27 protein-coding genes are annotated in these 24,765 nt (G+C 63.2%); 9 read left to right on the top strand and 18 right to left on the bottom strand.

The window, feature by feature from the left end; all coding sequences use genetic code 11:
- The first annotated feature begins 12 nt into the window (after positions 1-12).
- From araH to NCR34_RS20350, 5 genes are all read left to right on the top strand, one after another.
- Complete coding sequence (araH, locus tag NCR34_RS20370) at positions 13-1,011, top strand: L-arabinose ABC transporter permease AraH (protein WP_175946006.1); 999 nt, start codon at positions 13-15, stop codon at positions 1,009-1,011.
- A 108-nt stretch (positions 1,012-1,119) separates the two neighbouring features.
- A complete protein-coding gene (locus NCR34_RS20365) occupies positions 1,120-1,824 on the top strand; it encodes a DUF3348 domain-containing protein (protein WP_250501037.1) in 705 nt (234 codons plus the stop codon).
- Between the two features lie 5 nt (positions 1,825-1,829).
- Positions 1,830-4,262 (top strand): DUF802 domain-containing protein, encoded by a 2,433-nt coding sequence (locus NCR34_RS20360; RefSeq protein WP_250501018.1) that lies wholly within the window; start codon positions 1,830-1,832, stop codon positions 4,260-4,262.
- Complete coding sequence (locus NCR34_RS20355; protein WP_175946010.1) at positions 4,259-4,906, top strand: OmpA family protein; 648 nt, start codon at positions 4,259-4,261, stop codon at positions 4,904-4,906. The genes NCR34_RS20360 and NCR34_RS20355 overlap by 4 nt, the downstream gene beginning before the upstream one ends.
- Entirely contained in the window at positions 4,899-5,480 is a 582-nt protein-coding gene (locus tag NCR34_RS20350; RefSeq protein ID WP_371747501.1) for a DUF2894 domain-containing protein, read from the top strand. Before NCR34_RS20355 ends, NCR34_RS20350 begins: the two co-directional genes overlap by 8 nt.
- Here NCR34_RS20350 and NCR34_RS20345 read toward each other — a convergent pair.
- The 8 genes from NCR34_RS20345 to NCR34_RS20315 form a co-directional block, all read right to left on the bottom strand.
- Positions 5,477-6,475 carry a transketolase family protein gene (locus NCR34_RS20345; protein ID WP_248324395.1) on the bottom strand — a complete coding sequence of 333 codons (999 nt, stop codon included), beginning with the start codon at positions 6,473-6,475 and terminating at the stop codon, positions 5,477-5,479. The two genes, NCR34_RS20350 and NCR34_RS20345, sit on opposite strands and share 4 nt — an antisense overlap.
- A gap of 14 nt (positions 6,476-6,489) precedes the next feature.
- Positions 6,490-7,326, bottom strand: a complete 837-nt coding sequence (locus NCR34_RS20340) for a transketolase (protein ID WP_250501017.1) — start codon at positions 7,324-7,326, stop codon at positions 6,490-6,492.
- Between the two features lie 32 nt (positions 7,327-7,358).
- A complete protein-coding gene (locus tag NCR34_RS20335) occupies positions 7,359-8,687 on the bottom strand; it encodes an MFS transporter (protein ID WP_175946014.1) in 1,329 nt (442 codons plus the stop codon).
- 84 nt (positions 8,688-8,771) lie between these two features.
- Positions 8,772-9,521 (bottom strand): SDR family NAD(P)-dependent oxidoreductase, encoded by a 750-nt coding sequence (locus NCR34_RS20330; protein ID WP_206470572.1) that lies wholly within the window; start codon positions 9,519-9,521, stop codon positions 8,772-8,774.
- Positions 9,522-9,634: 113 nt separating this feature from the next.
- Positions 9,635-10,216: a peroxidase-related enzyme gene (locus tag NCR34_RS20325; RefSeq protein WP_248324393.1), complete on the bottom strand. Its 582-nt coding sequence runs from the start codon at positions 10,214-10,216 to the stop codon at positions 9,635-9,637.
- A gap of 66 nt (positions 10,217-10,282) precedes the next feature.
- The gene (locus tag NCR34_RS20320) at positions 10,283-10,606 is read right to left on the bottom strand and encodes a hypothetical protein (RefSeq protein ID WP_250501016.1); all 324 of its coding nucleotides are present in this window, start codon (positions 10,604-10,606) and stop codon (positions 10,283-10,285) included.
- A 92-nt stretch (positions 10,607-10,698) separates the two neighbouring features.
- A complete protein-coding gene (locus NCR34_RS28050) occupies positions 10,699-10,827 on the bottom strand; it encodes a hypothetical protein (RefSeq protein WP_255751465.1) in 129 nt (42 codons plus the stop codon).
- Between the two features lie 58 nt (positions 10,828-10,885).
- Positions 10,886-11,152: a DUF6566 family protein gene (locus tag NCR34_RS20315; RefSeq protein ID WP_248324391.1), complete on the bottom strand. Its 267-nt coding sequence runs from the start codon at positions 11,150-11,152 to the stop codon at positions 10,886-10,888.
- 110 nt (positions 11,153-11,262) lie between these two features.
- Between NCR34_RS20315 and NCR34_RS20310 the strand changes: the two genes are divergently transcribed.
- Positions 11,263-11,574, top strand: a complete 312-nt coding sequence (locus NCR34_RS20310; RefSeq protein ID WP_206470570.1) for a hypothetical protein — start codon at positions 11,263-11,265, stop codon at positions 11,572-11,574.
- A gap of 3 nt (positions 11,575-11,577) precedes the next feature.
- On the opposite strand, the gene NCR34_RS20305 is transcribed toward NCR34_RS20310, so the two are convergent.
- The 5 genes from NCR34_RS20305 to NCR34_RS20285 all read right to left on the bottom strand — a co-directional run bounded on the left by NCR34_RS20305 (position 11,578) and on the right by NCR34_RS20285 (position 15,631).
- Positions 11,578-12,042, bottom strand: coding sequence for a YaiI/YqxD family protein (locus NCR34_RS20305; RefSeq protein ID WP_248324390.1), 465 nt, complete (start codon positions 12,040-12,042; stop codon positions 11,578-11,580).
- Positions 12,043-12,099: 57 nt separating this feature from the next.
- Positions 12,100-12,357 (bottom strand): hypothetical protein, encoded by a 258-nt coding sequence (locus NCR34_RS20300; RefSeq protein ID WP_206470568.1) that lies wholly within the window; start codon positions 12,355-12,357, stop codon positions 12,100-12,102.
- 62 nt (positions 12,358-12,419) lie between these two features.
- Entirely contained in the window at positions 12,420-12,632 is a 213-nt protein-coding gene (locus tag NCR34_RS20295) for a YjzC family protein (protein WP_248324389.1), read from the bottom strand.
- Positions 12,633-12,672: 40 nt separating this feature from the next.
- A complete protein-coding gene (locus tag NCR34_RS20290; RefSeq protein ID WP_248324388.1) occupies positions 12,673-15,309 on the bottom strand; it encodes a hybrid sensor histidine kinase/response regulator in 2,637 nt (878 codons plus the stop codon).
- A gap of 148 nt (positions 15,310-15,457) precedes the next feature.
- Positions 15,458-15,631, bottom strand: a complete 174-nt coding sequence (locus tag NCR34_RS20285; protein WP_248324387.1) for a hypothetical protein — start codon at positions 15,629-15,631, stop codon at positions 15,458-15,460.
- Positions 15,632-15,770: 139 nt separating this feature from the next.
- Here NCR34_RS20285 and NCR34_RS20280 point away from each other — a divergent pair, with 139 nt between their 5' ends.
- Positions 15,771-16,913, top strand: coding sequence for an aldose epimerase family protein (locus tag NCR34_RS20280; protein ID WP_248324386.1), 1,143 nt, complete (start codon positions 15,771-15,773; stop codon positions 16,911-16,913).
- A 138-nt stretch (positions 16,914-17,051) separates the two neighbouring features.
- Positions 17,052-18,692, top strand: coding sequence for an alpha,alpha-trehalase TreA (gene treA, locus NCR34_RS20275; protein WP_250501015.1), 1,641 nt, complete (start codon positions 17,052-17,054; stop codon positions 18,690-18,692).
- Positions 18,693-18,745: 53 nt separating this feature from the next.
- Here treA and NCR34_RS20270 read toward each other — a convergent pair whose 3' ends face one another.
- Together NCR34_RS20270 and NCR34_RS20265 are read right to left on the bottom strand one after the other, a co-directional pair.
- On the bottom strand, positions 18,746-19,039 hold the full coding sequence (locus tag NCR34_RS20270; protein WP_248324384.1) for a DUF1330 domain-containing protein: 294 nt from the start codon (positions 19,037-19,039) through the stop codon (positions 18,746-18,748).
- 166 nt (positions 19,040-19,205) lie between these two features.
- A complete protein-coding gene (locus NCR34_RS20265) occupies positions 19,206-20,087 on the bottom strand; it encodes an isocitrate lyase/PEP mutase family protein (protein ID WP_248324383.1) in 882 nt (293 codons plus the stop codon).
- 192 nt (positions 20,088-20,279) lie between these two features.
- Between NCR34_RS20265 and NCR34_RS20260 the strand changes: the two genes are divergently transcribed.
- Positions 20,280-21,377: an alpha/beta fold hydrolase gene (locus NCR34_RS20260; protein WP_502800115.1), complete on the top strand. Its 1,098-nt coding sequence runs from the start codon at positions 20,280-20,282 to the stop codon at positions 21,375-21,377.
- Positions 21,378-21,399: 22 nt separating this feature from the next.
- Here NCR34_RS20260 and NCR34_RS20255 read toward each other — a convergent pair whose 3' ends face one another.
- From NCR34_RS20255 to NCR34_RS20245, 3 genes are all read right to left on the bottom strand, one after another.
- The gene (locus NCR34_RS20255) at positions 21,400-22,773 is read right to left on the bottom strand and encodes a sigma-54 dependent transcriptional regulator (RefSeq protein WP_248324381.1); all 1,374 of its coding nucleotides are present in this window, start codon (positions 22,771-22,773) and stop codon (positions 21,400-21,402) included.
- A gap of 276 nt (positions 22,774-23,049) precedes the next feature.
- Positions 23,050-23,718: an RraA family protein gene (locus tag NCR34_RS20250; RefSeq protein ID WP_248324802.1), complete on the bottom strand. Its 669-nt coding sequence runs from the start codon at positions 23,716-23,718 to the stop codon at positions 23,050-23,052.
- Positions 23,718-24,755, bottom strand: coding sequence for an amidohydrolase family protein (locus NCR34_RS20245; protein WP_248324380.1), 1,038 nt, complete (start codon positions 24,753-24,755; stop codon positions 23,718-23,720). The genes NCR34_RS20250 and NCR34_RS20245 overlap by 1 nt, the downstream gene beginning before the upstream one ends.
- Positions 24,756-24,765: the final 10 nt, after the last annotated feature.

Genomic DNA, 24,765 nt, shown 5'->3' with positions numbered 1-24,765 from the left:
TAGAGCCAAGCCATGCAAACTCCAGGCACTTCCTCCACGAGCGATGCTCAAGCGCCCATTGCGCCCTCGCAGGCGCGCATGTGGGACCTCATCAACAAGTCGGGCATCGTCGTGGTGTTCCTGGTGCTGTTCGCGGTGCTCTCCGTCACGGTGCCGGGCTTTCTCACGCCCCGCAATATTCAGGGGCTGCTGCTCTCGGTGACGCTGATCGGTTCCATCGCGGTCACGATGATGTTCGTGCTCGCGCTCGGCGAAGTCGATCTCTCGGTGGCATCCATCGTCGCGTTCGCGGGTGTGATGGCATCGACCGTCATCACCGCGACGCATAGCGTCATGCTCGGCGTCGCGGCGGGCATTCTCGCGGGCGGCGCGGTGGGACTCGTGAACGGCGTGCTGATCGCGCGCTTCAAAATCAATTCGCTGATCGCGACGCTCGCGATGATGGAAGCGGTGCGCGGTCTCGCGTTTCTCACGTCCAACGGCGACGCCGTGATGATCTCCGAAGAGCGGTTCTTCGATCTCGGCGGCGGTTCGTTCCTCGGCATCTCGTATCCGATCTGGAGCAACATCATCGGCTTCGTCGTGTTCGGCTTCCTGCTGAAGAAGACGGTGTTCGGCAAGAACGTGCTGGCCGTCGGCGGCAATAGCGAGGCGGCCGTGCTCGCGGGCCTGCCGGTCACGCGCATCAAGATCACCGTGTTCGTGCTGCAAGGGCTCGTGACCGGCTTCGCGGGCGTCATGCTCGCCTCGCGCATGAGTCTCGGCGACCCGAAGACGTCGGTCGGGCTCGAACTCGGCGTGATTTCGGCGTGCGTGCTGGGCGGCGTGTCGCTGACGGGCGGCGTGGCGACCATCTCGGGCGTGCTCGTCGGCGTGCTCATCATGGGCGCGGTGCAGGACGCAATGAGCCTGCTCAACGTCCCGACGTTCTATCAATACCTCATCCGTGGCGGCATTCTGCTGCTCGCCGTGCTGTTCGACCAGTTCAGGCGCAGCAAGCGCGCGGTCTGAACGATACGGGCTGCGGGCGTCGAAAAGCCGCAAAGAATGACAAAAACGCCTCGAAACTAGGCAGACGCCCGTCACCGTGTAAACTAACGGGTTTTTGCCTGCGGTGTTATCGTGCAAGCCCCCACGCGCACGGCGATCAGCGGGCCGGCGCTCGTGCGCCTGCTCGCGCGTTTCGCCGATCTCGATGTTCACGCACCCGGTTCCTCGCTGTCGGACCGTCTGAGCCAGTGGCTCGGCTGGACCGAGGCGATCGCGTTGTCCACCGCACTTAGCGGCGATCCGCCGGCCATTCCCGGCGCGCGATCCGCATCGGACGGCGAAGAACAAGCCTGCGCGCGCGTGCGTGCGTCGCTAACGAGCGCCATCGTCGGGGACAAGGGCAACGCTCCGGGCGTTCACCGGCGACGCGCGCCGGTGCAGGCGCCGCCTCCTGATCTGGCCGTGGAGTACGCCGTCTACCGACAACGGTATCTGTCGCTGCAACAGGCGATGGAAGCCGAGATCGGCGCGCTGCGCGCTCGCGTGCGCGCGACGCTCGCGGCGAAGTCGACGCGCATGGCGCGTCTTGCCGTCGTCGATGCCGTGATGGAACAGGCGCTCGCCGCGCGCGAACGCGCGTTGCTGGCGCAAGCGCCGGCGCTCCTCGGCAAGCATTTTCAGCGCATGCGCAGCGCGCATCAGGCGTCTTCGGACGACGCATCCGCATGGCTCGGCGTCTTCGAACGGGACATGCAAAGCGTCCTGCGCGCCGAACTGCACGTTCGTTTCCAACCGGTCGATGGTTTGCTCGCGGCATGTCAAACCGCTCACTGAACGCTATGCCCCGTTACCTTCTGAATGTAGCTGTCTTTCTCGTGGGCCTCCTGGCCGTCTGCGGTATAGCCATTGGTTATATCGGCTCGAATGCGCTCGCGCTCGTCGTCACGCTCGTGATCGGCGCGTGCTATCTCGTGGGCGCGTCGGAGTTGCAGCGCTATGAGCGAACGACGCGCGAGCTGGCCACCGCAGTCGGCGCATTGAACGCGACGCCGCCGAGCCTTGCATCGTGGCTCGAACACGTGCCTGCGAGTCTGCGCAATGCGGTGCGTTCGCGCGTCGAAGGCGAACGCACTGTGTTGCCCGGTCCCGCGCTCGCGCCGTATCTCGCGGGCTTGCTCGTCTTGCTCGGCATGTTGGGCACGCTGCTCGGCATGGTCGCGACGCTGCGTGGCACAGGCGCCGCGCTCGAAAGCTCGACCGATCTCGCGGCTATCCGCGCATCGCTCGCCGCGCCGGTGACGGGCCTCGGCTTCGCGTTCGGCACGTCGATAGCCGGCGTCGCGACCTCCGCGATGCTCGGGCTGCTTTCCACGCTATGCCGTCGCGAACGCCTGCACGTCACGCAACTGCTCGACATGAAGACCGCGACGACGCTGCGGCCCTTCACGCAGACGCATCAGCGCGAAGAGACGTTCCGATTGCTTCAACGTCAGACCGAGATCATGCCGAAGCTCGTCGATCGTCTTCACGCGATGATGAGCGCCATCGAACAGCAGAGCGTCGCCGCGAACGAGCGGCAGTTGGCGAATCAGGCCGCGTTTCATGCGAATACGGAGACGGCGTACCGGCGTCTTGCGACCTCGGTGGAACTGTCGTTGAAGCAAAGCGTGGCCGACAGCGCGCGCGCGGCGAGCGCCGCATTGCAGCCCGTGATGCAGGCGACGATGGACGGCATCGCACGCGAAACGAAGGCGTTGCACGGCAGTATCGAAGAAGCTGTCGGGCGACAACTCGATGGCTTGTCGAACGGCTTCGAGACGTCCGCGCAGAAGATCGCCGGTATCTGGGATCGCTCGCTGCAGGGGCATCAGGCGTCCAACGAGGCGCTCGTCGACAAGATGAATGCGTCGCTGGAACGCTTCGCGCAAGGCTTCGAACAACGATCTTCGACGCTGGTCGCGGACGTGTCGTCGCGCATGAAGCAGACAGCGGACGGACTCGACGCAACGCTTCTCAAACACGAAGAGGCGAGCGCGGCGCTCGTCGCGCAGACGGGTGCTTCGCTGGATCGTTTCGCGCGAGCAGTGGACGAGCGCTCGCAGAATCTGGCCGCCGGCATGGCGACGCACATCAATGGCGTGACGACCGAATTGCATGCTTGCGTCGAGAAGATTGCCGCCGCATTGAAGGAGTCGGTCGTGAAGCACGAGCAGACGAGCGCGGCGCTCGCCACGCAGACAGGCGTTTCGCTCGATGGCTTCGCGAGCCGTTTCGAGGCACGCGCGAGCGACTTGCTCCAAGGAATTTCCTCGCGCCTCGACAGCACATCGGCTGGCATGTCGGACGCCTGGCGCAGCGCGCTCGCCGCGCAACAGCAGGCGGGCGAACAACTCGCCGCGCAGCATCGAGGCGCATTGAACGAGGCAACCGAACGCTTCGAAGTGCATTCCGCATCGCTACTGAAGTCAGTCGATGAAGCCCATGCGAAGCTCGCCGCAGCGCTCGCATCGAACAACGATGCTCGCCTGAACGCGTGGACCGAAGCCCTCGGCGCGGTATCCGCGACCTTGCGCGACGAATGGCAGCAGACGAGCACGTTCGTCGAGCGCCGTCAGCAGGAGATCTGCGACACGCTCGCGCGCACGGCGAGCGAGATGTCGGACGCGTCGCGCTCGCATGCGAACGGTCTCATCGCGGAAATCGAAAAGCTCATGCAGGCTGCATCGCAAGCGCCCAAGGCCGCGGCCGAAGTCGTCGCGGAAATGCGGCAGATGCTCTCCGATTCGATGGTGCGCGACACCGCCATGCTGGAGGAGCGCAGCCGCCTGCTCGCCACGCTGCAAACGCTGCTCGATGCGGTGAATCTCGCGTCCACCGAGCAACGCACGGCCGTCGATGCGCTCATCTCCACGTCGGCGGATCTGCTCTCGCGCGCAGGCACGCAATTCAGCGACAAGATCGAAAGCGAAGGCGCGAAGATCAGCGCGGTGGCCGCGCAAGTCACCGGCAGCGCTGTCGAAGTGGCGAGCCTCGGCGAAGCGTTGGGCGCGGCCGTCGAGTCCTTCGGCGCGGCGAACGAGACGCTCGTCACGCATTTGCAGCGCGTAGAAACGGCGCTCGACAAGACGCTCTCGCGCAGCGACGAGCAGCTTGCGTATTACGTCGCGCAGGCGCGCGAAGTCATCGACCTGAGCGTGATGTCGCAGAAGCAGATCGTCGAAGACTTGCAACGCATTGCCGGACAGCGTGAGTTGGACGGAGCGCGCGCATGAACGAAGAACTCGACGGCGGCATCGAAAGCGCCGCGCCCATCTGGGCGGCTTTCGCGGACTTGATGTCGGTGCTTCTCGGCGCGTTTGTGCTGATACTCGTCGCGGTCATCGGCGTGCAGTTGCAGCTTTCGACCAAGCTCGAACAGGCCGTGAAAGAACGGCAACAGGAAGCCCAGCGGCGCAAGACGCTGGAACAGGCGCTCGCCGGACCGCTCGCTTCCGGGCGCGTCACGCTCGTGAACGGGCGCATCGGGATCAGCGGCAACGTGTTGTTCGCGCTCAACTCGGATCAACTGCAACCGCAGGGACGTGATGTGCTCAAGAGCCTCGCCGGGCCGCTGTCCGCGTATCTCGGCACGCACGATCAGGTTCTGATGGTGAGTGGTTTCGCCGATGACCAGCAGGTTCGCGAAGGCAATCGCCGGTTCGCGGATAACTGGGAGCTGTCGGCCAAGCGCGCGTTGACCGTGACGCGCGCCTTGATCGATGCAGGCGTCGCGCCGTCATCGGTATTCGCGGCGGCCTTCGGTTCCGAGCAGCCCGTCAGTTCGAATGCCGACGACGAAGGCCGCGCGAAGAATCGCCGCGTCGAGATATCCGCTGTGCCGCGTCCGACGAACTCGCTGGTGAAGCCTCGTGGATGACGGCGTGAATGCCCGCGCGATGCTCGACGCATGGCGCGCGCGCGGCGAGCATCGCGTCAATCCCGTGCGTTATCGCTTCATCGAGGCGCTGGCGCGGCGCGCCATGACGCATGAAGGCGAGGCGAGACGCATCATCGACGCGCGCCTGTCACCGCTCCTGAACGACTACGCGGATACGGTCGCGCAAGCAGCCGCCCGACAAGCCGTTGCAGCGCATGCGCCGAAAGGACCCCTTGCCGTGCTGCTCGACGACATGGCGCGTCACGCGGCCACGCATCCTTCGCACGAAGAACTGCTGGAGTATTTGCGGGGCGTCTGGTCGAAAGTCAGCGCCGAGCGGCAGTTGCGGGAGTCGCAGCAGAAGGTGCCGAAGAACGCGGGTCCGCTCAATTCGAGCAGCCTCGTGCATCGTTCGCTTGCTTTGATGCGCGAGGCTTCGCCGGAATACTTGCAGCATTTCCTCGCGTACGTCGACACGCTTTCGTGGATGGAAGAGATGACAGGCGCGAACGCGCCTGCCGGAAAGGAAGCGCCGCGCGCGAGAAAGCCCGCGCGCGGCCGCAGCGCGCCCTAGTCGAGCCAGCCCTTGATGGTGCTCGCCATCACGTTCGTGGAGATGCCGTAGCGGTCGTGAAGGGTAGGCAAGGCGCCCGCATCGAGGAACGCATCGGGCAGCGCGATCTGTCTGAATGCAGGCGTCACGCCGGCGCTCAGCAGTGCGCACGCCACCGCTTCGCCCAGACCGCCGATCACCGTGTGATTTTCCGCGACCACGACAAGCCGGCCCGAGCGCCGCGCTTCACGAATGATCGTGTCGGTGTCGAGCGGCTTGATCGTCGGCACATGAAGCACGGCCACGTCGACGTTATCCGCTTCCAGCGCCTTCGCGGTTTCGAGCGCGCGCATCGTCAGCAGTCCGGATGAAATGACGAGTACGTCGGAACCGTCGCGCAGCATCTTCGCTTTGCCGAGTTCGAAGCGATAGCCGTATTCGTCGAGCACGGCGGGCACGTTGCCGCGCAAGAGGCGCGCATAGACCGGCCCTTTGTGCGCCGCGATGGCCGGCACCATCTGCTCGATGTCGAGCGCGTCGCACGGGTCGATCACGGTCATGTTCGGCATGGCGCGCATCAACGCGAGGTCTTCGGCTGCCTGATGGCTCGGGCCGTAGCCCGTCGTGAGACCCGGCAGCGCGGCGACGATCTTCACGTCGAGGTTGTCTTCGGCGATCGTCTGGTGAATGAAGTCATACGCGCGGCGAGTCGCAAACACGGCATACGTCGTGACGAACGGCTGCGCGCCTTCATGTGCGAAGCCGGCGGCCGCGCCCATCAACAACTGTTCGGCCATGCCCATCTGGTAGTAGCGCTCCGGAAATTCCTTGCCGAAGATATGCAGGTCGGTGTACTTGCCGAGATCGGCCGTCATGCCGATCACGTTCGACTTCGTGCGCGCCAGTTCGGCGAGCGCATGACCGAACGGCGCGGAACGCGTGACTTGTCCCTCGCTCGCGATCGAGGCGATCATCGCGGATGTCTTCAAACGCGGCTTCTTTTCGATAGTGCTCATGCTGTTCTCCTTGCTTACCGGCTCGATTCGAGTGCTTCCAGCGCGAGTTGCCACTCGTGCGCATCGACTCGGATGAAGTGATTCTTCTCGCGCTGTTCGAGGAACGGCACGCCGCAGCCCATCTTCGTATCGCATACGATGATGCGCGGCTTCGCTTCCTTCAGATTGCGCGCGTTGTCGAAGGCTTCCTTTACGGCGTCGATATCATTGCCGTTCACGCGCTGCACGTACAAGCCGAACGCTTCGAGCTTCGGCACGAGCGGCTCGAAGGCCATGATCTGCGTCGACGGACCATCGGCTTGCTGATTGTTCACGTCGATCATCGCGATCAGGTTGTCGAGCTTCCAGTGCGCGGCGGACATCAAGCCTTCCCAGATCGCGCCTTCGTCGAGCTCGCCATCGGAGAAGAGCGTATAGACGAAAGACTTCGAGTTCTTGCGCTTGAGTCCGAGACAGCGGCCCACGGCAATGGTGAGACCCTGGCCGAGCGAGCCGCCCGACATTTCCATGCCCGGCGTATAGCTCGCCATGCCGGACATCGGCAGACGGCTGTCGTCGCTGCCATAAGTTTCGAGTTCTTCTTGCGGCAGAATGCCGGCTTCGAAGAGCGCCGCATACAGCGCAATCGCGTAGTGGCCGTTCGAAAGCAGGAAGCGGTCGCGCTCTTCCCATTCGGGATCTTCGGGGCGGTAGTTCATCGCGCCGAAGTAACTCACGGCCAATACATCGGCGACATCCAATGCCTGACCGATGTAGCCCTGGCCCTGCACTTCGCCCATCAAAAGGGCGTTGCGGCGGATGCGATAGGCGCGCTCGGCGAGCGTCACCTCCTCGATAACGGGACTGCTCATGTTCGTCTCCTTGAGATGATAGGTAGTAATGCTTAGCGATTGACCGTCTTCGCGGGCACGAGGAAAACCAGCGCCGCACCCACGACCACCGCAGCCGAGATAAAGATCAGGCCCGCCGTGGACTTGCCCGTGAGATCGTTGAGCCAGCCGACGATGGCGGGCGAGAAGAAGCCCGCGAGATTGGCGAAGCAGTTGACCGCCGCGATGCCGGCCGCCGCCGACATTCCGCCGAGCACGGCAGTGGGCAGCGACCAGAACTGCGACGACGAAGCGAGAATGCCCGCAGCGGCGACGCTCACGCAGACGATCGACGCGCCAACGCTGCCAAGCATCGGCAAGGTCGCAAACCCGGCGGCGGAAACAAGCATGGGGATCGCGAGATGCAGACGGCGTTCGCGATGCTTGTCGGCGCTCGCCCCGATCAGCGGCAGCGCGATGATGGCGCACAGATACGGAATCGCGGTGAAGATGCCGACCCACAGCGGGTCCGCCACGCCGGCCCGACGCACGATAGTCGGCAGCCAGAACGTGAGGCCGTACTGACCGAGCACGACGCAGAAATAGATCGCGGCCATGAGCCACAGACGCCGGTCGCCGATGAACGAGCGGATCGACACGTGCTCGAGCTTCTGCGCGTTGTCCTTCTCGACATTGCGAGCGAGGAGCGTCTTTTCGGCATCGGTGAGCCACTTCGCGCTGGCAATGCCATTGTCGAGATAGAACAGAATCACGACGCCGAGCACGAGCGACGGCAACGCTTCGAGGATGAAGAGCCACTTCCATCCCGCGAGTCCGTGAGCGCCTTGCAGCGCATGCATGATGTAGCCGGAGAGCGGCCCGCCGATGATGCCCGCGAGCGGGATCGCCATGAAGAACAACGACAGAGCTTTGGCGCGGCGCGCGGCGGGGAACCAGTAAGTCAGATAAAGAATGACGCCCGGTGCAAAGCCTGCCTCGGCCACGCCGAGCAGGAAGCGCAGGATATAGAACATGGTCGGCGACTTCACGAACACGAAGCTCGCGGAGATGACGGCCCACGTCAGCATGATGCGAGCGAGCCAGTTGCGCGCGCCCACCTTGTGCAGTATCACGTTGCTCGGCACTTCGAAAAGGAAATAGCCGAGAAAGAAAATGCCTGCGCCGATGCCATAGATGGTTTCGGAAAAGCGCAAATCATTAAGCATTTGCAGCTTCGCAAAGCCGACGTTGACGCGATCCAGATAAGCGCCGAGATAGCACAGCATCAGAAAGGGAATGAGGCGGCGTCCGACCTTCGCATACGTCTTTGCTTCGAAGGTGGCGGTGTCGGCCGACGACGAGATATCTGCCGCGAGCGGCGGCGCGGTAAAGCGAGGTTTCATGTTTGTCTCCTGCCATGACTCGTTACGCCCCGGTTAGTCCGGGTGCGCTGAATGCGCCTGCGCGTGAGGCGGGCGCACGCGACATCAATGAATCAGCATGCCTCCGTTGACGTCCAGCGTGACGCCCGTGAGATAGCTCGACAGATCGCTGGCGAGGAAGAGGCACGCATTCGCGATGTCGGCTGCATCGCCCAGACGGCCGAGCGGAATGCCTTTGATGATGTCCGCGCGCATCTCGGGCGTGAGCTTGTCGCCGGTGATGTCCGTCTGAATGAGGCCCGGCGTGATGGAATTCACGCGGATGCGATCGGCGCCGAACTCGCGCGCCATGGCACGCGCGAGGCCGAGAACGCCGGCCTTCGCTGCGCTGTAATGCGGGCCGCCGAAGATGCCGCCGCCGCGCTGCGCCGATACCGACGACATGCACACGATGCTGCCGCTCTGCTGCTTCTTCATCTGCCCGATGACCGCTTGCGACATGTAGAGCGTGCCGCGCAGATTGACGTCGATCACGGCGTCGAAATTCGCCGCGCTGATTTCGAGCGTCTTGATGGGTTGCGTGATGCCGGCGTTATTGATGAGCGCGTCGATGCGGCCGTACTTTTCGATGGTGGCGTTGGCGGCGGCGACGCATGCGTCCTTGTCCGTGACGTCGCATGCGAGGCCCAGGTGTTCCTCGCCGATATCGCGCGCGGCGCTTTGCGCGTCCGCTTCGCGCAGGTCCAGAATGACGACGCGCGCGCCTTGCGCGGCGAGCGCCTTTGCCGTCGCCTTGCCGATGCCACGCGCCGAAGCCGCGCCAGTCACGATCACTACACGATTGTCGAGCAACATTGCTGTCTCCATGGTTTGTTCGGTGTGGAGGCAGTTTCGTCGCGTTCGACGCAGCGATCAACGCGGTTCGGTTCAACTAATGCTGAGAAATTTTCAGGTATCGCCGGCTCGGGTTATCCCTTCGGCACGCGCCCCATGAGGTAGAACTCGTCGTTGGGCCGCATCGACGTGACATTCGCCATGCGGTTCGACAAGCCGAAGAACGCAGTAATGGCCGCGATGTCCCACACGTCTTCGTCGCTGAAGCCGTGTGCATGAAGCGCGGCGAAATCGGCATCGTCCACGGCGCCGGCTTCGCGGCAGACCTTCAGCGCGAAGTCGAGCATCGCCTTCTGACGCGGCGTGATGTCGGCCTTGCGATGATTCACCGCGATCTGGTCAGCCAGCAGCGCGTTCTTTTCATAGATGCGCAAAATTGCGCCGTGCGCGACGACGCAGTAGAGGCATTCGTTGACGCCGCTCGTGGCCACCACGATCATTTCGCGCTCGCCTTTCGTGAGGCCGCCTTCTTTGAGCATCAACGCGTCGTGGTAGGCAAAGAACGCGCGGAACTCGTCGGGCCGGTGCGCGAGCGCAAGAAAAACATTGGGAACGAAGCCCGCCTTGTCCTGCACTTCGCGTATGCGCTCGCGAATGTCGTCGGGCCACGCGTCAGGGTTGGGAACGGGAAAACGGCTGATGGGCATAGTTGGCATGACGTCTCCGTTGGAGCCTCGAGCGGGCTCGTCGAAGAAGTATGCCGCAGCAGACGTAAGGGCGGTCTATTGACCTTGAGCGCCGCCGTTCGTCGTGGATGGCGCGCCGGGCTGGTTCGTCGTGCTGCCGCTGCCGCTCTTCAGGATCGGCTGCATTCCGCCTGCGGAACCTTGTCCGGGCGAACGCATGCCGTCGCCTGCGCCGCCGGTGCCGCCACCCGGCGTGGGCGGGCGCATGGCCGACGCGGGGCCCTGGTCAGCGCCGCTGCGGCCTGCGGCCGACGTGTTCACCGAAGGTCCGGCGCCCGGGCTTCCGCTGCCGCTCCCGGCAGCCAGCACGGTGCCCGACACAGAGAGAGCCATTGCCGCGATCAATGCCCGCGCTTTCATGAGTCATGTCTCCTGCGAACGCATTAGATGCGATCCGCTCGCGCTGCTTTACGACGCCAGCGCGAGCGGACCTTTTGCACCACTCGACGCGATCACGGCTGGCGTTGGCCGCCCTGATGCATCGGCTGCTTCTGCTGATTCTGCTGCTGTTGGCCTTGCGCCTTCCCTTGGTCGTTACGCGGATTGGTCGGGTTCGAATTTCCGAGCTTGGACGATGGCATTGCTTCACTCCTTTGCAACGTGGTTAGGGACTGACGATCACGCATACCGCGTTCCAGCCTAGTACTCGCGCTTCATGCCGCCATCGGTATGTTGATCGTCGTGGCCGAGGCCATAACGTTCGATCAGACGATGAGCCCGCTCGACGCCCGCGCGCAAGGCTTCCTCGCGCGTCGCCCAGCTGGAGCCGGTCGGTTCGACATCCGGCAAGTCGGCAGGCGCGCCATCGCGCAGGGCTGCGATCTGCGGCACCCAGTCGCCCGTATCGTTCTGCTGAATGGTCACCGTAACGTCGTAGCCTTTGAAAGAAAAACTCTCGCTCGTCATGTGTCCTCCGTGCTGATTGACTTGAATGGCAACTCAGCAGATCACGTGCCGTCGCAACGTGGTTTGCTTCTTGCTGGACCTCTCACGCTAAGGAAAGATAGACCAAGAATATGAAAGCAACGATCGTCTCGCACGAAGTGCCGCCGCAAGCTTCGTCGGCTGAGATTCACCGGTTTCGTTTCAAGCTCGACGACGGAACAGCGCCGCCGCTGACTGAATCCATCTCGCTCAGGACGGCGCGCGTGATCGTCGACAACCTTCCGGACGGCAACGCGTTCATCAAGATGCTGCAGGCCATCGTGAAGACGCAGCCGGACCGTTACGATGCGCTCGTCGGCACCGAGTATCCCGATCATTTCAACAATAACGGAACCGACAAGCGCCGCACGACCGACCGCACAGACGAAGGCCCGCGCGCTTGAATGTCACGGCGTCGGTTTGACGGCGCGCTGACGCGCGAGAAATTTGTCCAGTTGAGCGGCGAAATGTTTGCCGTCGCGCGGGCTATAAGGTGAGGGTCCGCCTGTCGCGACGCCGGTGCTGCGCAATTGGTCCATCATCGAGCGCATGGTCAGGCGTTCTTCGATATTGTCCGGACTGAACCATTCGCCGCGCGGGTCGAGGGCATGCGCGCCTTTGGCGAGCACCGCTGCTGCAAGCGGTATATCGGCGGTAATCACGAGATCGCCGGCTTCGGCCATCTCGACGATGCGCGCGTCGGCGACATCGAAACCCGAAGGCACCTGAACAGCCTTGATATAGGGCGAGGGCGGGGTGCGAAGGAACTGGTTGGCCACCAGCGTCACATTGATCGCTGCGCGCGGCCCCGCGCGAAACAGCATGTCTTTCACGACAGCGGGACAAGCGTCGGCATCGACGAGAATCTGCATGATGCGGTCGGGCAAATGGGCGAGCGCACATTATGCTGCATGCGCCCGCGCCGCTGCTTACGCTTCTGAATCCGGCTTGCTGCGCGGATGATCGCTGCTCGCAGCGGGATCGACATCGGGGTCGATATGATCGTTTTCCGGCGTATAAGGCCCCTGTTCGGGATGGTCCTTGCCTTTCGGAACGAGCGTCGGGTCCATGCTGCCATGTCCGCGCTGTTCGATCGTGCCGTCCGGCTTTTCCTTGACTTCGCCTTCGCCGATGGCCTCGCGGCGCTTGTCCGCGCGCTCGACCGGATCGGAGGGTTCAGGGTTCATCGCGTTGTCCTCGCAAGAGTGAGAAACGACGCTCGCGCGCCGTTTTCATAGCGTCTAAAGCGTCACTTGTCCGCGCTGCCGAGCTCGCCGTGCTTGTGCGAGTGCGTCGCGGCGTGCACGAGTTCATAATGCGCGCCCTTGCCGCTTCTCGTCGGCGGGAAGTGCTCGCCTTCCACGCACGTCACCTCGAATGCGGAGCCGCCGTCGCCTTCCTTCACGACGCGATAGATTCCCGAGGTCTGTACTTTGTCACCGGGTTTGTGTTGCTCGGCCATGCGTGCCTCCTTCTGGTTGCGATGCCGTGCTAGCAAGCAATCAGCGTTCCGGGCGGCGAGTCACGGTGAGCGACGACAGCAGCTTGAGGAGGCTTTCCACATTGACCGGCTTCACGAAGTGATAGTCGAAGCCCGCCGATTGCGCGCGCAAGCGGTCGTCGGTCTGTCCATAGCCTGTGATGGCGATCAGAAGCGGCGCGCTCTCGCCTTTGCGCCGCAGGCGTCGCGCGAGTTCGTAGCCGTCGATATCGGGCAGGCCGATGTCGAGCAACGCCACGTCCGCCTGAAACGGCGTGGCGGACAGCGCCTCTCCCGATGAATACGCCACGCGCGCAACGTGTCCTTCGGATTCGCATAGCATCGCGAGAGAATCGGCGGCATCGCGGTTATCGTCTACGACAAGAATGCGCAGCGCGGCATGCGTTTCCAGCGCGCTGCTTTCGGACAGCGCGAGCGCCGAGTGACGCTCATGATGATGCAGACGCGGCAAGCGCACGTTGACGGTGGTGCCGAGCCCCGGCCCGGGGCTTTGAACCGTGATGGTCCCGTCATGCATTTCCACGAGCTTCTTGACGAGCGACAGCCCGATGCCGAGGCCGCCATTGGAGCGGTCCAGTGTGCGTTCGCCTTGCGAGAAAAGCTCGAATACCTTCGGCAACAGGTCGCCCGAAATTCCGGTGCCCGTATCGGCGATCACGATGGATACCCAGTCCTGATCGGCGTCCACCCTCACCGAGATATCGCCGCCTTCCGGCGTGTACTTGCTCGCGTTGTTGAGCACATTGACGAGTATTTGCGAGAGCCGCGTGACGTCGCCGCATACCCACGTGGTTGCATCGGGGACATCGACCTGTATGTGCTGCCCGCGCGATTCGACCATGTTCGCGATCGCTTCGACCGCATGATAAACGGCGGTCCCGACCAGCACCGGCTCGCGCTGCAACGCGATGCGGCCCTGCGTGATGCGCGACACTTCGAGCAGATCATCGACGATGCGCGTCATGTGCTCGACTTGCCTGTTCATGAGTTCGACGAGGTCGTTCGTCTGCGACGACAAGTCCTCGTCCTTTTGCAACAGGGCGATGGCGGTGCGCAGCGGCGCGAGCGGATTGCGCAACTCATGCGCGAGCATGGCCAGAAATTCGTCCTTGCGGCGGCCCGATTCACGCAGGACCAGCTCCATCTGCTTGCGGTCGGTGATGTCGATCAGGCTGCCTATGATTCGCAGCGGCTTGCCGTCCTTGCTGCGCTGAAGCAGCGCGCTGCCTTGCATCCACTGTTCGCCGTGCAGGTTCTGCACGCGAAACTCGAATTGCTCGTGAGGATCGTCGCCGGATGCGAGGCGTCGGACATAGCGGTCGAGAGCGGGGGCATCGTCGGGATGAATGCGTGCGAGCGCCGCTTCGTAGGTGAGCGTCTCTGCCTGATCCGGCCGATGCTCGACGCTCGTTTCGAACAGCATGGTCCAGTTCGCCAGTTCCAGCGAGACGATGTGAATCTTCGCCGCCTGCATCGCAACCGTGAGGCGCAGGCTGCGCGCTTCGATCGCCGCTTGCGCTTCGTATTGCGCCGTGACATCCGTTGTCGTGCCGAACCATTCCTGCAGCTTGCCGTGCTCGTCGTACAGCGGGGCGGCGTGTGCCTGCACCATGCGATACGCGCCATCGCGGCGATACATGCGGAAGGTGAGCGTGCGCGGGCCGCCCTCGTGCAACGCTTCCAGCCATGCGCGATGCGTGCGCTCGCGGTCGTCCGGATGAATGAAATCGAGCCAGCCCCAACGCGACAGCCGGTCGCGCCGCTCGCCGGTGAACATCTCCCATTCGCCGCCCGAAGGCCGGATCTCGCCGTTCGCATCGGCGGACCATACGAGCGCCCCGGTCGATTCCACGAGCGCGCGATAACGGCGCTCGCTGAGGCTCAGACGCTCCATGTCGGCGCGTTGCTGACTGATGTCGAAGCTCACGCCGTGCACGCGCGTCAACACGCCTTGCGCGTCGAACTCCGGATTGCCGCGCATGCGCAGCCAGCGTCGCGAGGCAGGGTCGCCATTGCGGTGGCAGTCCAGCATGAAGTCGAATTCGAACGGGCCGCCATAACGCAAAGCATCGGCGAGCTTGCGTTGAAACGGCTCGCGATAATCCGGGGCCACGCGGTCCCATATCTCCGAGAGCATCACCGAATCGGTGCCGGGCGGAAACGCATAGAGGTCGGCGAGCTGCGCCGTCATGCGCACGACGCGCTCCTTCATGTCCCATTCCCATGCGCCCATGCGCGCGCCCGCGAAGGCCGCTTGCAGACGCCGCTCGCTTGCCTCGTACAGTTCCCAGGCGTGACGGCACTCGTGAATGTCGATCGCGACGCCTACCGTATCCCCGATCTTGCCGTCCTCGTTGCGGCGTGCCTGCAAGTGAAGCGTATGCCAGCGAAACGCGCCGTCCGAGCGCAGAAGACGCACATCGACATTGCGAAGCAGCACGCCGTCGCGCATTTGCCTGAGTGCGTCGAGAACCGTGCGTTCGTCATCCGGATGAATGAAGGCTTTCCAGTGCCGTCCGGCCAAATCATCGGACGATAAGCCGAGATAGCGGGACGCCCACGGATTCGCATACTGGATGGTCCCGTCGCGCGCCGCGCGCCACACGAACGACGGCAGGAAGTGAGCAGGATCGTGCATGAGCGTCCTTGCTTCGGTTGAACGGCGACGTGTCTTATCGCCGGACGCAGCGCAGGGTCGGTGGTGGCGTTGCCTTCAACATTGTACGAATGCCAATGTGCTGAGGCAGGCGCAGAGCGCTGCGCTGCATCTGCGCGCTGCGAATTACTTAGCCATCCTCGCCGACGTCGTTCGGTTCGGGCAACGGCTTGCCCGCGCCTGTCGGCGGCGCCGGCTCGTTCGTCAGGTTCCGCTTCTGCTCGTCGCTCAGGCGGCGGTCCGCGGCGGTGGCGTCGTTGGGCGTTTGCTTCGGCGGAGTCGAACGTTCGGTCTCTTGTGTCATGGTGCGTTTTCCTCGGTCTTCAAATGGTGAGTGCATCCCCGACGGGTTGCATCGAACGTGCCCGCTATCGTTTATTGACTCATGCGGGTATGGCCGATGCTTCGTCGGACATTTGCCTCCCATCCCGACATCCATTCCAATGAAGAAGATTTCCCAAAGCGTTGCCGCGCTCTGCGCCGCTGCGGTGCCGTTTATATCGAACGCGGCGACCATCACATCTTCGCCGTATGGCGCGACGCAGCAAGGCCAGCCTGTCGTTCAGTACACGCTGTCGAATGCGCGCGGCGTGTCGATGAGCTGCATCACCTATGGCGGCATCGTGACGCGAATCGACGTTCCGGACCGACGCGGGCGGCGCGCGGACATCGTGCTCGGCTTCGCATCGCTCGCCGACTATGAGCGATACAACGGCGACATCCACTTCGGCAGTCTGATCGGCCGCTATGCAAACCGCATCGCGCAAGGGCGCTTCACGCTCGACGGACACACGTATCAGTTGCCGATCAACGATCCACCGAACACCCTGCACAGCGGTCCGCATAGCTTCGATGAGAAGGTCTGGACGGTCGTGCGCACGTTCCAGAACGCAAGCGGCGCGGGCGTGCAACTGCGTTACGTGAGCCCGGACAATGAGAACGGTTTTCCCGGCACGCTCACGGTCGACGTGACCTACACGCTCACCGACGACAACGAAGTGCGTATCGACTATCGCGCCAAAACAGATAAGCCGACGGTCGTGAATCTCACGAACCATAGCTATTTCAATCTGGCGGGCGAGGACAGCGGCAGCGTCGAGAATCAACTCATCATGATCGCGGCCGCGAGCTATACGCCGACGCGCGCGGATTCGATTCCAACGGGCGAAGTGGCGTCCGTGGAAGGCACGCCGCTCGATCTGCGCGCGTTGACGCCGATCGGCGCGCGTCTGCGTTCGGCTTTCCCGCAACTGCGCTACGCACGCGGCTATGACAACAACTTCAAGCTGAACAAGAGCAGCCCGCATGAAGGCGAGCCCTCGTTCGCTGCGCGCGCGTATGACCCGGTGAGCGGGCGCGTGCTCGATCTCTATACGACGCAGCCGGGCTTGCAGTTTTACACCGCCAACGGGCTGGACGGCAGCGCTGTAGGGGTATCGGGCAATGCGTATCGTCAGACGGACGCGTTCGCGCTCGAGGCCGAACACTTTCCCGATTCGCCCAACCATCCGTCGTTCCCGTCCACCGAACTCAGGCCCGGCGACGAGTATCACGAAGTGACCGTGTGGAAATTCGGCGTGCGCTAGACGCGCTTTTACTTCGACCGCGCCGCCGGTTGCCACGACAGTGCCGTGCATGCGATGCTTCGCCCTGCTGCAGCTTCTGATTAAAACAAGCGGCACGAGCGAGACCAGTCCGGTTCATCACCCTTCGAAGGAGTGAGCATGATCGTACTGTCGCGATATCGCACGACGCTTGACGCGTCGCAGCACCATTCGTTGAACGCGCGCCGCCTGTTCGGCGCATGGGCCTTGCTCGGCGCGGCGAGCGTCGCTTATGCCGATGCCCAGAGCAGCTATGTCGTGCCGCCACCGCCTAGCGAACTCTATGGCGAACTCTTTATCGCAGTGCAAACGCAGAAGATTTATCCGGACCAGAAGACGTTCGTCGATGCGACGCCCAAGATCGACCCGGCGCAGATCAATCAGCTCTACGCGCAACAGCGTATGGTTCCCGGCTTCAGTCTTTCCGCATTCGTCGCGCAGTATTTCACGCCGCCGACCGATCAGGTCATCACGCCGCCGCCTAACCAGACCTTGCGCGAGCATATCGATTGGCTCTGGCCGCAACTCACGCGCAACTCCGCGACCGTGCCGCCATACAGCACGCTGATTCCGATGCCGAAGCCGTACGTCGTGCCGGGCGGACGCTTTCGCGAAGGCTACTACTGGGACACCTATTTCACGATGCTGGGCCTTCAGGAAGCAGGCCGCGAAGATCTCGTCGATAACATGCTCGACAACTTCGCGTATCTGATCGATACCATCGGCCATATCCCGAACGGCAATCGCACGTACTATGTGAGCCGTTCGCAGCCGCCGTTCTTCTCGTACATGGTGGAGCTTGCCGCGCATAAGGAAGGCGGACGCGTGTACCAGAAGTATTTGCCGCAACTGCGCCGCGAATATCACTACTGGATGAAGGGCGCGCATTCGCTGCAACCAGGCGAGGCCGTGCGCAATGTCGTGATGCTGCCCGATCGTACGGTGCTCAATCGCTATTGGGACGAACGCGACACGCCGCGCGACGAGTCGTATCTGGAAGACGTTCAGACTGCCCGGCTCGTGACGAACCGTCCCGCGAACGAGGTGTATCGCGATCTGCGCGCGGCAGCGGAAAGCGGCTGGGATTTCAGTTCGCGATGGTTCGGCGACAATCAGACGCTTGCCACCATCCGCACGACGTCCATCATTCCGGTGGATCTGAACAGCCTGATGTTCCATCTGGAAACGACCATCGCGCGCGGTTGCGGCGAGGCGCGCGACTTCGGTTGTGTCGCGGAGTTCGTCGGCAAGGCAGCGAAGCGTGCCATCGGTATCAACCGGTATCTGTGGAATAACAACGGCTATTACGGCGACTACGACTGGCAGCTCTGCCAGCCGCGCAACAACCCGTCGGCGGCGATGCTTTACCCGTTGTTCGCCGGAGCGGCGTGGCCCGAGCGCGCGCACGCCACGGCGCGCACGGTCGAAACGTTATTGCTGAAGCCGGGCGGCCTGACGACCACGACCTTCAATACGACTCAACAGTGGGATGCCCCGAACGGCTGGGCGCCGCTGCACTGGATAGCGGTCGAGAGCTTGCGACGCTATGGCCGCAGCGATCTCGCGCAGCAAATCGGCACGCGCTTTCTTTCCGACGTGAACCATGTCTATGCGACACAGCAGAAGCTCGTCGAGAAATATGTCGTGGAAGGGGCGGGGACAGGCGGTGGCGGAGGCGGCGAATATCCGCTTCAGGACGGCTTCGGATGGACCAATGGCGTGACCTTGCGCCTGCTGGATCTTTACGCGCCGGGTCAATGAACGCTTGAGCATGCGATGGCGGCGCGAGCACGCCGCCATCGGCTCACCGTGTTTTACGCGATGCCTTCGACCACGCGGAAGTCGCGTTCGCATGCATCGCCGAGCACTCTCAGCGCTTCCTGATACTTCTCGCCGTTGAACGTGGCGAGCGCCTGATCGAGCGAGTCGAATTCGACGAGCACCGTGCGTTCCGCAATGCCCGCGCCGTGCACCGTCGACGCCACGCCGCGAACCAGCAGGCGGCCGCCGCCTTCCTGAATCGCGACCGTTGCGAGCTTCGAATACTCAGCAACCTGATCGGGCTTCGCAATCTTGCGGTATGCGCTGACCCAATAGCCTTTTGCCATCTGCAATCTCCTGATTTTCGTTGAGCGCCAAGCGCCATGAGGCGAATGCAACGCGTCTGCAACCCGTCTGCAACGCATGCATTCTTGCGTAGGCGAGCATAGCAAAGATTCGCTCATGCCTTGTGCTGGCGTCGCGATCCTTTTATCTGCGCACATCCGCCAGGACTTACTCCGCTGCGTACTTGCGGTCGAGTTCGTCGAAGAGAGGCTTCTTCACGAGCCGTTGACGCTCGGAGAACGGCGCGACCACAGCCGGATCTTCGTCCAGCTTGCCTTGCTGCTTCAGCGCGGTCAGCGCGGTCTGCATGCCGCGCACGGCGCTCTGCAACGCGGCGTTCGCATACAGGACGAGACTGAAGCCGAGGTTCTGCAAGTCGTCGCGGCTCGTGACAGGCGTCTTGCCGCCGATCACGATATTGATGAGCTGCGGCGCGGCGACGAGCCGGGTCAAGGATGCGATCTGCTCCTGCGTTTCGATCGCTTCGATAAAGAGAATATCGGCGCCGGCCTCGACGAACTGGTTCGCGCGTTCGATCGCGGCATCGAAGCCATGCACCGCGCAGGCGTCCGTGCGCGCGATGATCTGCAGATTTTCGTCCTCGCGCGCATCCACGGCGGCGCGAATCTTGCCGAGCATCTCGCTCGTCGAGATCACGCTCTTGCCCGCGAAATGGCCGCATTTCTTGGGCATGACCTGATCTTCCAGTTGAATGGCATCCGCGCCGGCGCGCTCCAGCGTGCGTACCGTATGGCGCACGTTGAGCGCGTTGCCGAAGCCCGTGTCCGCATCGACGACGAGCGGCAAGTCCACCGCATCGCGAATCCGATTCGTATGCTCCGCAATCTCCGCGAGTCCCATAAATGCGAGGTCCGGCATGCCGAGGGACATGTTGGTGACGCCCGCGCCCGTGATGTAGATCGCCTCGAAGCCGAGGTCCGCGATAAGGCTCGCGCTCATCGCGTTGAATGCGCCGGGCAGAAGCAGACCACGGCGGGCATTCACGAGTTCGCGAAAGGCGGCGCGGCGGCGGGAAGTAGAGGTTGTCATGGCTGAAGAATCCCGGAAGTAGACGTCAGGCGTTGAGGCGAGCATGGATAGCCGCCTCATCACTCGCCATGTTAAAGCGTGCAGCGCGTCGGCGCTTGCGGGAAATGGCATCATGTGGGCTCACGCAGAAAGGAGCCGCGCATGAACGAAACGCTGCCGGATATGCCCTTGCCCGATGGCGTGCGCGCGCGCATGGTCGATAACGGCAACGGCCTGTCGATGTATATGCTGGAAGCGGGGTATGAGACGCCGGAGGCGCCGTGCATCGTGCTGCTGCACGGCTTTCCCGAACTGGCCTATAGCTGGCGCAAGGTCATGAAGCCGATTGCGGATGCCGGCTATCACGTCATCGCGCCTGACCAGCGAGGCTATGGCAGAACCGGCGGGGCGGACACGCGCTTCGACGCCGATCTCGCCGATTACGCGATGCCGAACCTCGTCCTCGATACTCTGGGCCTCGTTTTCGCGCTGGGGCATCGGTCCGTTGCGGCTGTCGTGGGACACGATTTCGGCTCGCCCGTGGCGGCCTGGTGCGCGCTGACGAGGCCCGACGTATTCCGCTCTGTCGTCATGATGAGCGCGCCGTTTGCAGGACCGCCTCGCTTCGCGTTCGACGAACCGGCCTCGCCCACGATGACCGATGCTATGAACGAACTGGCCTCGCTCGATCCGCCGCGCAAGCACTATCAACGCTACTTCACGGAGCCGCAGGCCAACGACGATATGCGGCACGCGCCGCAAGGACTCGCCGATTTCCTGCGCGCGTATTGGCATGTCAAGAGCGCGGACTGGTCCGGCAACCGGCCGCATCCGCTCGTCGCGCCCGTCGTCGAAGAACTCGCTATGCTGCCCGCTTATTACGTGATGGACGCGGACAAGACCATGCCGCAAACCGTCGCGCAAGCCATGCCGTCCGCGGAAGAAGTCGCATCGTGCGCGTGGCTCGACGACGCCGAACTGCATGTTTATGCGAGCGAATTCGCGCGAACGGGATTTCAGGGCGGATTGAACTGGTATCGCGCGAGCAACGACGCAGCGCAGAGCGCGCGCTTGCGCCTGTGGGCAGGGCGCACGACCGACGTGCCCGCGTGTTTCATCGCGGGAAGCAGCGACTGGGGCTGCTATCAGCGACCGGGCGATTACGAAGCCATGCGCCAGTACGCCTGCACGAATTTCCGCGCGGCGCATTTCATCGAAGGCGCGGGGCACTGGGTGCAGCAGGAGCAGGCGCGAACCGTGGTGAGCCGCATTCTCCGCTTCCTGCGGCAGGATGCCCCGCCGCCCTTCTGAAGATGCGCGTCGCCGTGCGGCTTTACGCGCTCGATACCTGCAACGTGCGCTCTTCTTTCGCGCGCAGCCCATAGGCCGTAAGCAGGCGATACAGCGTGACGCGCGAGATGCCGAGCTCGTCGGCGGCTTCGCCGAGCCGTCCGCGATGCCGCAAGAGCGCCACCTCGATGGCCTGCCGCTCGGCCGCTTCGCGCGCCTGCGCAAGCGTGGTCGGCGCGGCTTCCACATAGTCGCCGAGTTCGAGATCGCTCGCGAGAATCTGCCGCCCTTCGCTCATGACGATGGCGCGCCTCACGCGATTGATGAGCTCGCGCACGTTGCCGGGCCAGGCGTAGTTGTGAAGCGCGGCAATGGCGCAGGGCGAGAATCCGCGCAGGCGGCGGCTCGCATCGCGCCGAAAGCGTTCGAGCATATGGTTGGCGAGCAGCTCGATGTCCTTGCCGCGCACGCGCAACGGCGGTTCGTCGATCTGCAAGACGCATAGACGGTGATACAGGTCCGCGCGGAAGCGTCCTTCGAGCATCGCGGTTTGCATGTCGACGTGCGTGGCCGAAATGATGCGCACGTCCACCGCCGTCGACGTCTGCCCGCCAAGGCGCTCGATCTTGCGTTCCTGAAGGAAGCGCAGCAGGCTCGCCTGACTTTCGAGCGGCAGGTCGCCGATTTCATCCAGAAAGAGCGTGCCGCCGTCCGCCGCTTCGACGCGGCCGATCTTGCGCTGGTTCGCGCCGGTGAACGCGCCGCGTTCGTAGCCGAAGAGCTCGGACTGCAAGAGATGCGGCGGAATCGCACCGCAGTTAATGGCAACGAACGGCTGGTCGCGCCGCGCCGAACGCGCGTGAATGGCAAGCGCCGTCAGTTCCTTGCCGGTGCCCGATTCGCCCGAGATGAAGACCGGCGCATCCGTCATGGCAACCTTGCGGATGGAGCGATACAAGCCCTGCATCGCTTCGCAGGTGCCGACCATGCCGACTTCCTGGCCATCCGTCTTGTACGCATCGTTCGAGGCGGCGTCGTGCAGCGAGACCATGCCGTATGCATGGCCCACCGCATCGACGATGCGGTCCGATGCCGACGGCATCGTCACATAGTCGAAGCAGTAATCGCGAATCAGGCGGGAAATATCGGGATTTTCCGTATGATCCGGATCGACGGTCGCGACCCAGCCGATGCGCTGGCTCGACAGTAATCCGACGAGCGCGGCCGTGTCCTCGGCATAGCCACGGCTCGTCAGATCGATGATGCCTGCCGCGGCGCGCTTGTCGTGCTTGGCGGCTTTAGGCGGCTTGGCAGGCGTCACGTATTCGATGGCCCAGCCACGCGCATGAAGTCGTTCGGTCAGATCGTCCGACGCTGCCCGTCCTGCGAAGTAAAGTGTTCTCGATTCCCCGTACATAGCTTTCTCTCAGCATTTATTTGTATGTAGGCACAGTATGCCTTCGACACTACCGAGGGAAAAAGCCGCGCAAACGATAACCTGATGTTGATTATTTGAATGGCTTCGCGTGAAACGATTAAGAAAGCTTGAGCATATTTTGCAAGGTGAACGTCAGTCTCTTCTGCGAACCATCGTGCGATTGCGATGTGAGGCGCGCCGCACAAAGGCTGGCGGCGCTTCGCGAACCGGGCGCTTTTACTGATTGACTTCCGATATGTATGCGCAATCACGCGGCTAGACTTTCATCGCCCGCTCGATCTGGCCGTTCACCCACGACCGGTCGAACGCGCCCTCGCAGATGGAACGCAACGCCTGCGCTTCCTTGATCCCTTGCGCACGAGCGCCTTCGAGCACGTCTTGCGCGTCGGCTTGGGCGATGGCGAGCACGCCGTCTTCATTGCCGACGACGATATCGCCCGGATGCACCACCATGCCGCCGACGGTGACAGACACATTGATCTCGCCGGGGCCGTTCTTGTACGGCCCGCGATGCGTGACGCCGCGCGCGTACACCGGAAAGTCGCGGGCGCGCAGCGAAGCGACATCGCGTATCGCGCCGTCGATCACGAGACCTCTCACGCCGATACTTTCCGCGTAGCTCGCCATGATGTCGCCCATGAGCGCCTGATGCAGGTCGCCTCCGCCATCGATCACGAGCACGTCGCCGGGGCGGCAGAAATCGAAAGCGGCATGAATCGCGAGGTTGTCGCCGGGACGCGTGCGCACGGTCACCGCCGTACCCGCCATGACGCGCGGCCGATGGTAAGGCGCGAGGCCCACTGTCCCCGACGCGCGCGCCATGTTGTCCGACAGGAGCGATACGGCAAGCGACGCGAGCGCGTCGAGCAACTCGGCGCTCGCTTGCGGCGCGGACGGATTGTGCCGCCATCCGGGACGATTCATCATGCGACTCCTTGAATGGATGTGTGCTGTTCGAGCCGGGCGGCGAGGCGCGGATACACGGCGCGCGCATTGCCTTCGAAGATGCGTTGTCTGTCGTCGTCGCTGAGCCAGCGAATGCCGTCGATATAGCGGCGCGTATCGTCGAAGTGATGGCCCGTCTCGGGATCGATGCCTTGCACCGCGCCGATGGTTTCGGAAGCGAAGAGAATGTTCTTCGCGGGTATCACGCGCGCGAGCAGTTCGGCGCCGGGCTGGTGATAGACGCAGGTATCGAAGAACACGTTGTTGAGCAGGTAGTCGGACAGAAGCGGGCGCTTCATGTCCTGCGCGAGCCCGCGATAGCGTCCCCAGTGATACGGCACCGCGCCGCCGCCGTGCGGAATGATGAGCTTGAGCGTGGGGAAATCGGCGAACAAGTCTGCGGTGAGTAGCTGCATGAAGACGGACGTATCGCCGTTGATGTAGTGCGCGCCCGTTGCATGGAAGTTCGGGTTGCACGACGAAGACACGTGAATCATCGCGGGCACGTCCAGTTCCACGAGCGCTTCGTAGAGCGGATACCAATAACGGTCCGTCATCGGCGGACCGGACCAGTGACCGCCCGACGGGTCCGGATTGAGATTGCAGCCGATAAAGCCCAGCTCTTCGACACAGCGCCGCAATTCGGGAATGCAGTTCCTCGGATCGACGCCCGGTGCTTGCGGCAACTGACACACGCCGACGAAATGCTGCGGAAACAACGACACGACGCGATGAATCAGGTCATTGCATTCGCTCGACCATGCCGCGTTGGCCTCTGCATCGCCCAGGTGATGGCCCATGCCGGCGGCGCGCGGAGAGAAGATCGTCAAGTCGATGCCGCGCTCCTGTTGCACTCTGAGCTGCGCATTGCCGATGGTCTCGCGGATCTGATCGTCGCTGATACGCGGGCGGGGCGGCACCGGCGTGCCGTCGGCGAGCGCCTGTATCTGGCGCGTTCGCCACGCCTCGTGTTCCGGCGGCGAAGTGGTGTAGTGACCGTGACAGTCGATAATCATGGATGGCTCG

It is taken from the genome of Caballeronia sp. GAWG1-5s-s (genome assembly GCF_023631445.1).
Classification (GTDB): Bacteria; Pseudomonadota; Gammaproteobacteria; order Burkholderiales; family Burkholderiaceae; genus Caballeronia.
The sequence above is the reverse complement of the archived record's forward strand: the minus strand, read 5'-3'. Positions and strand labels throughout refer to the sequence as shown.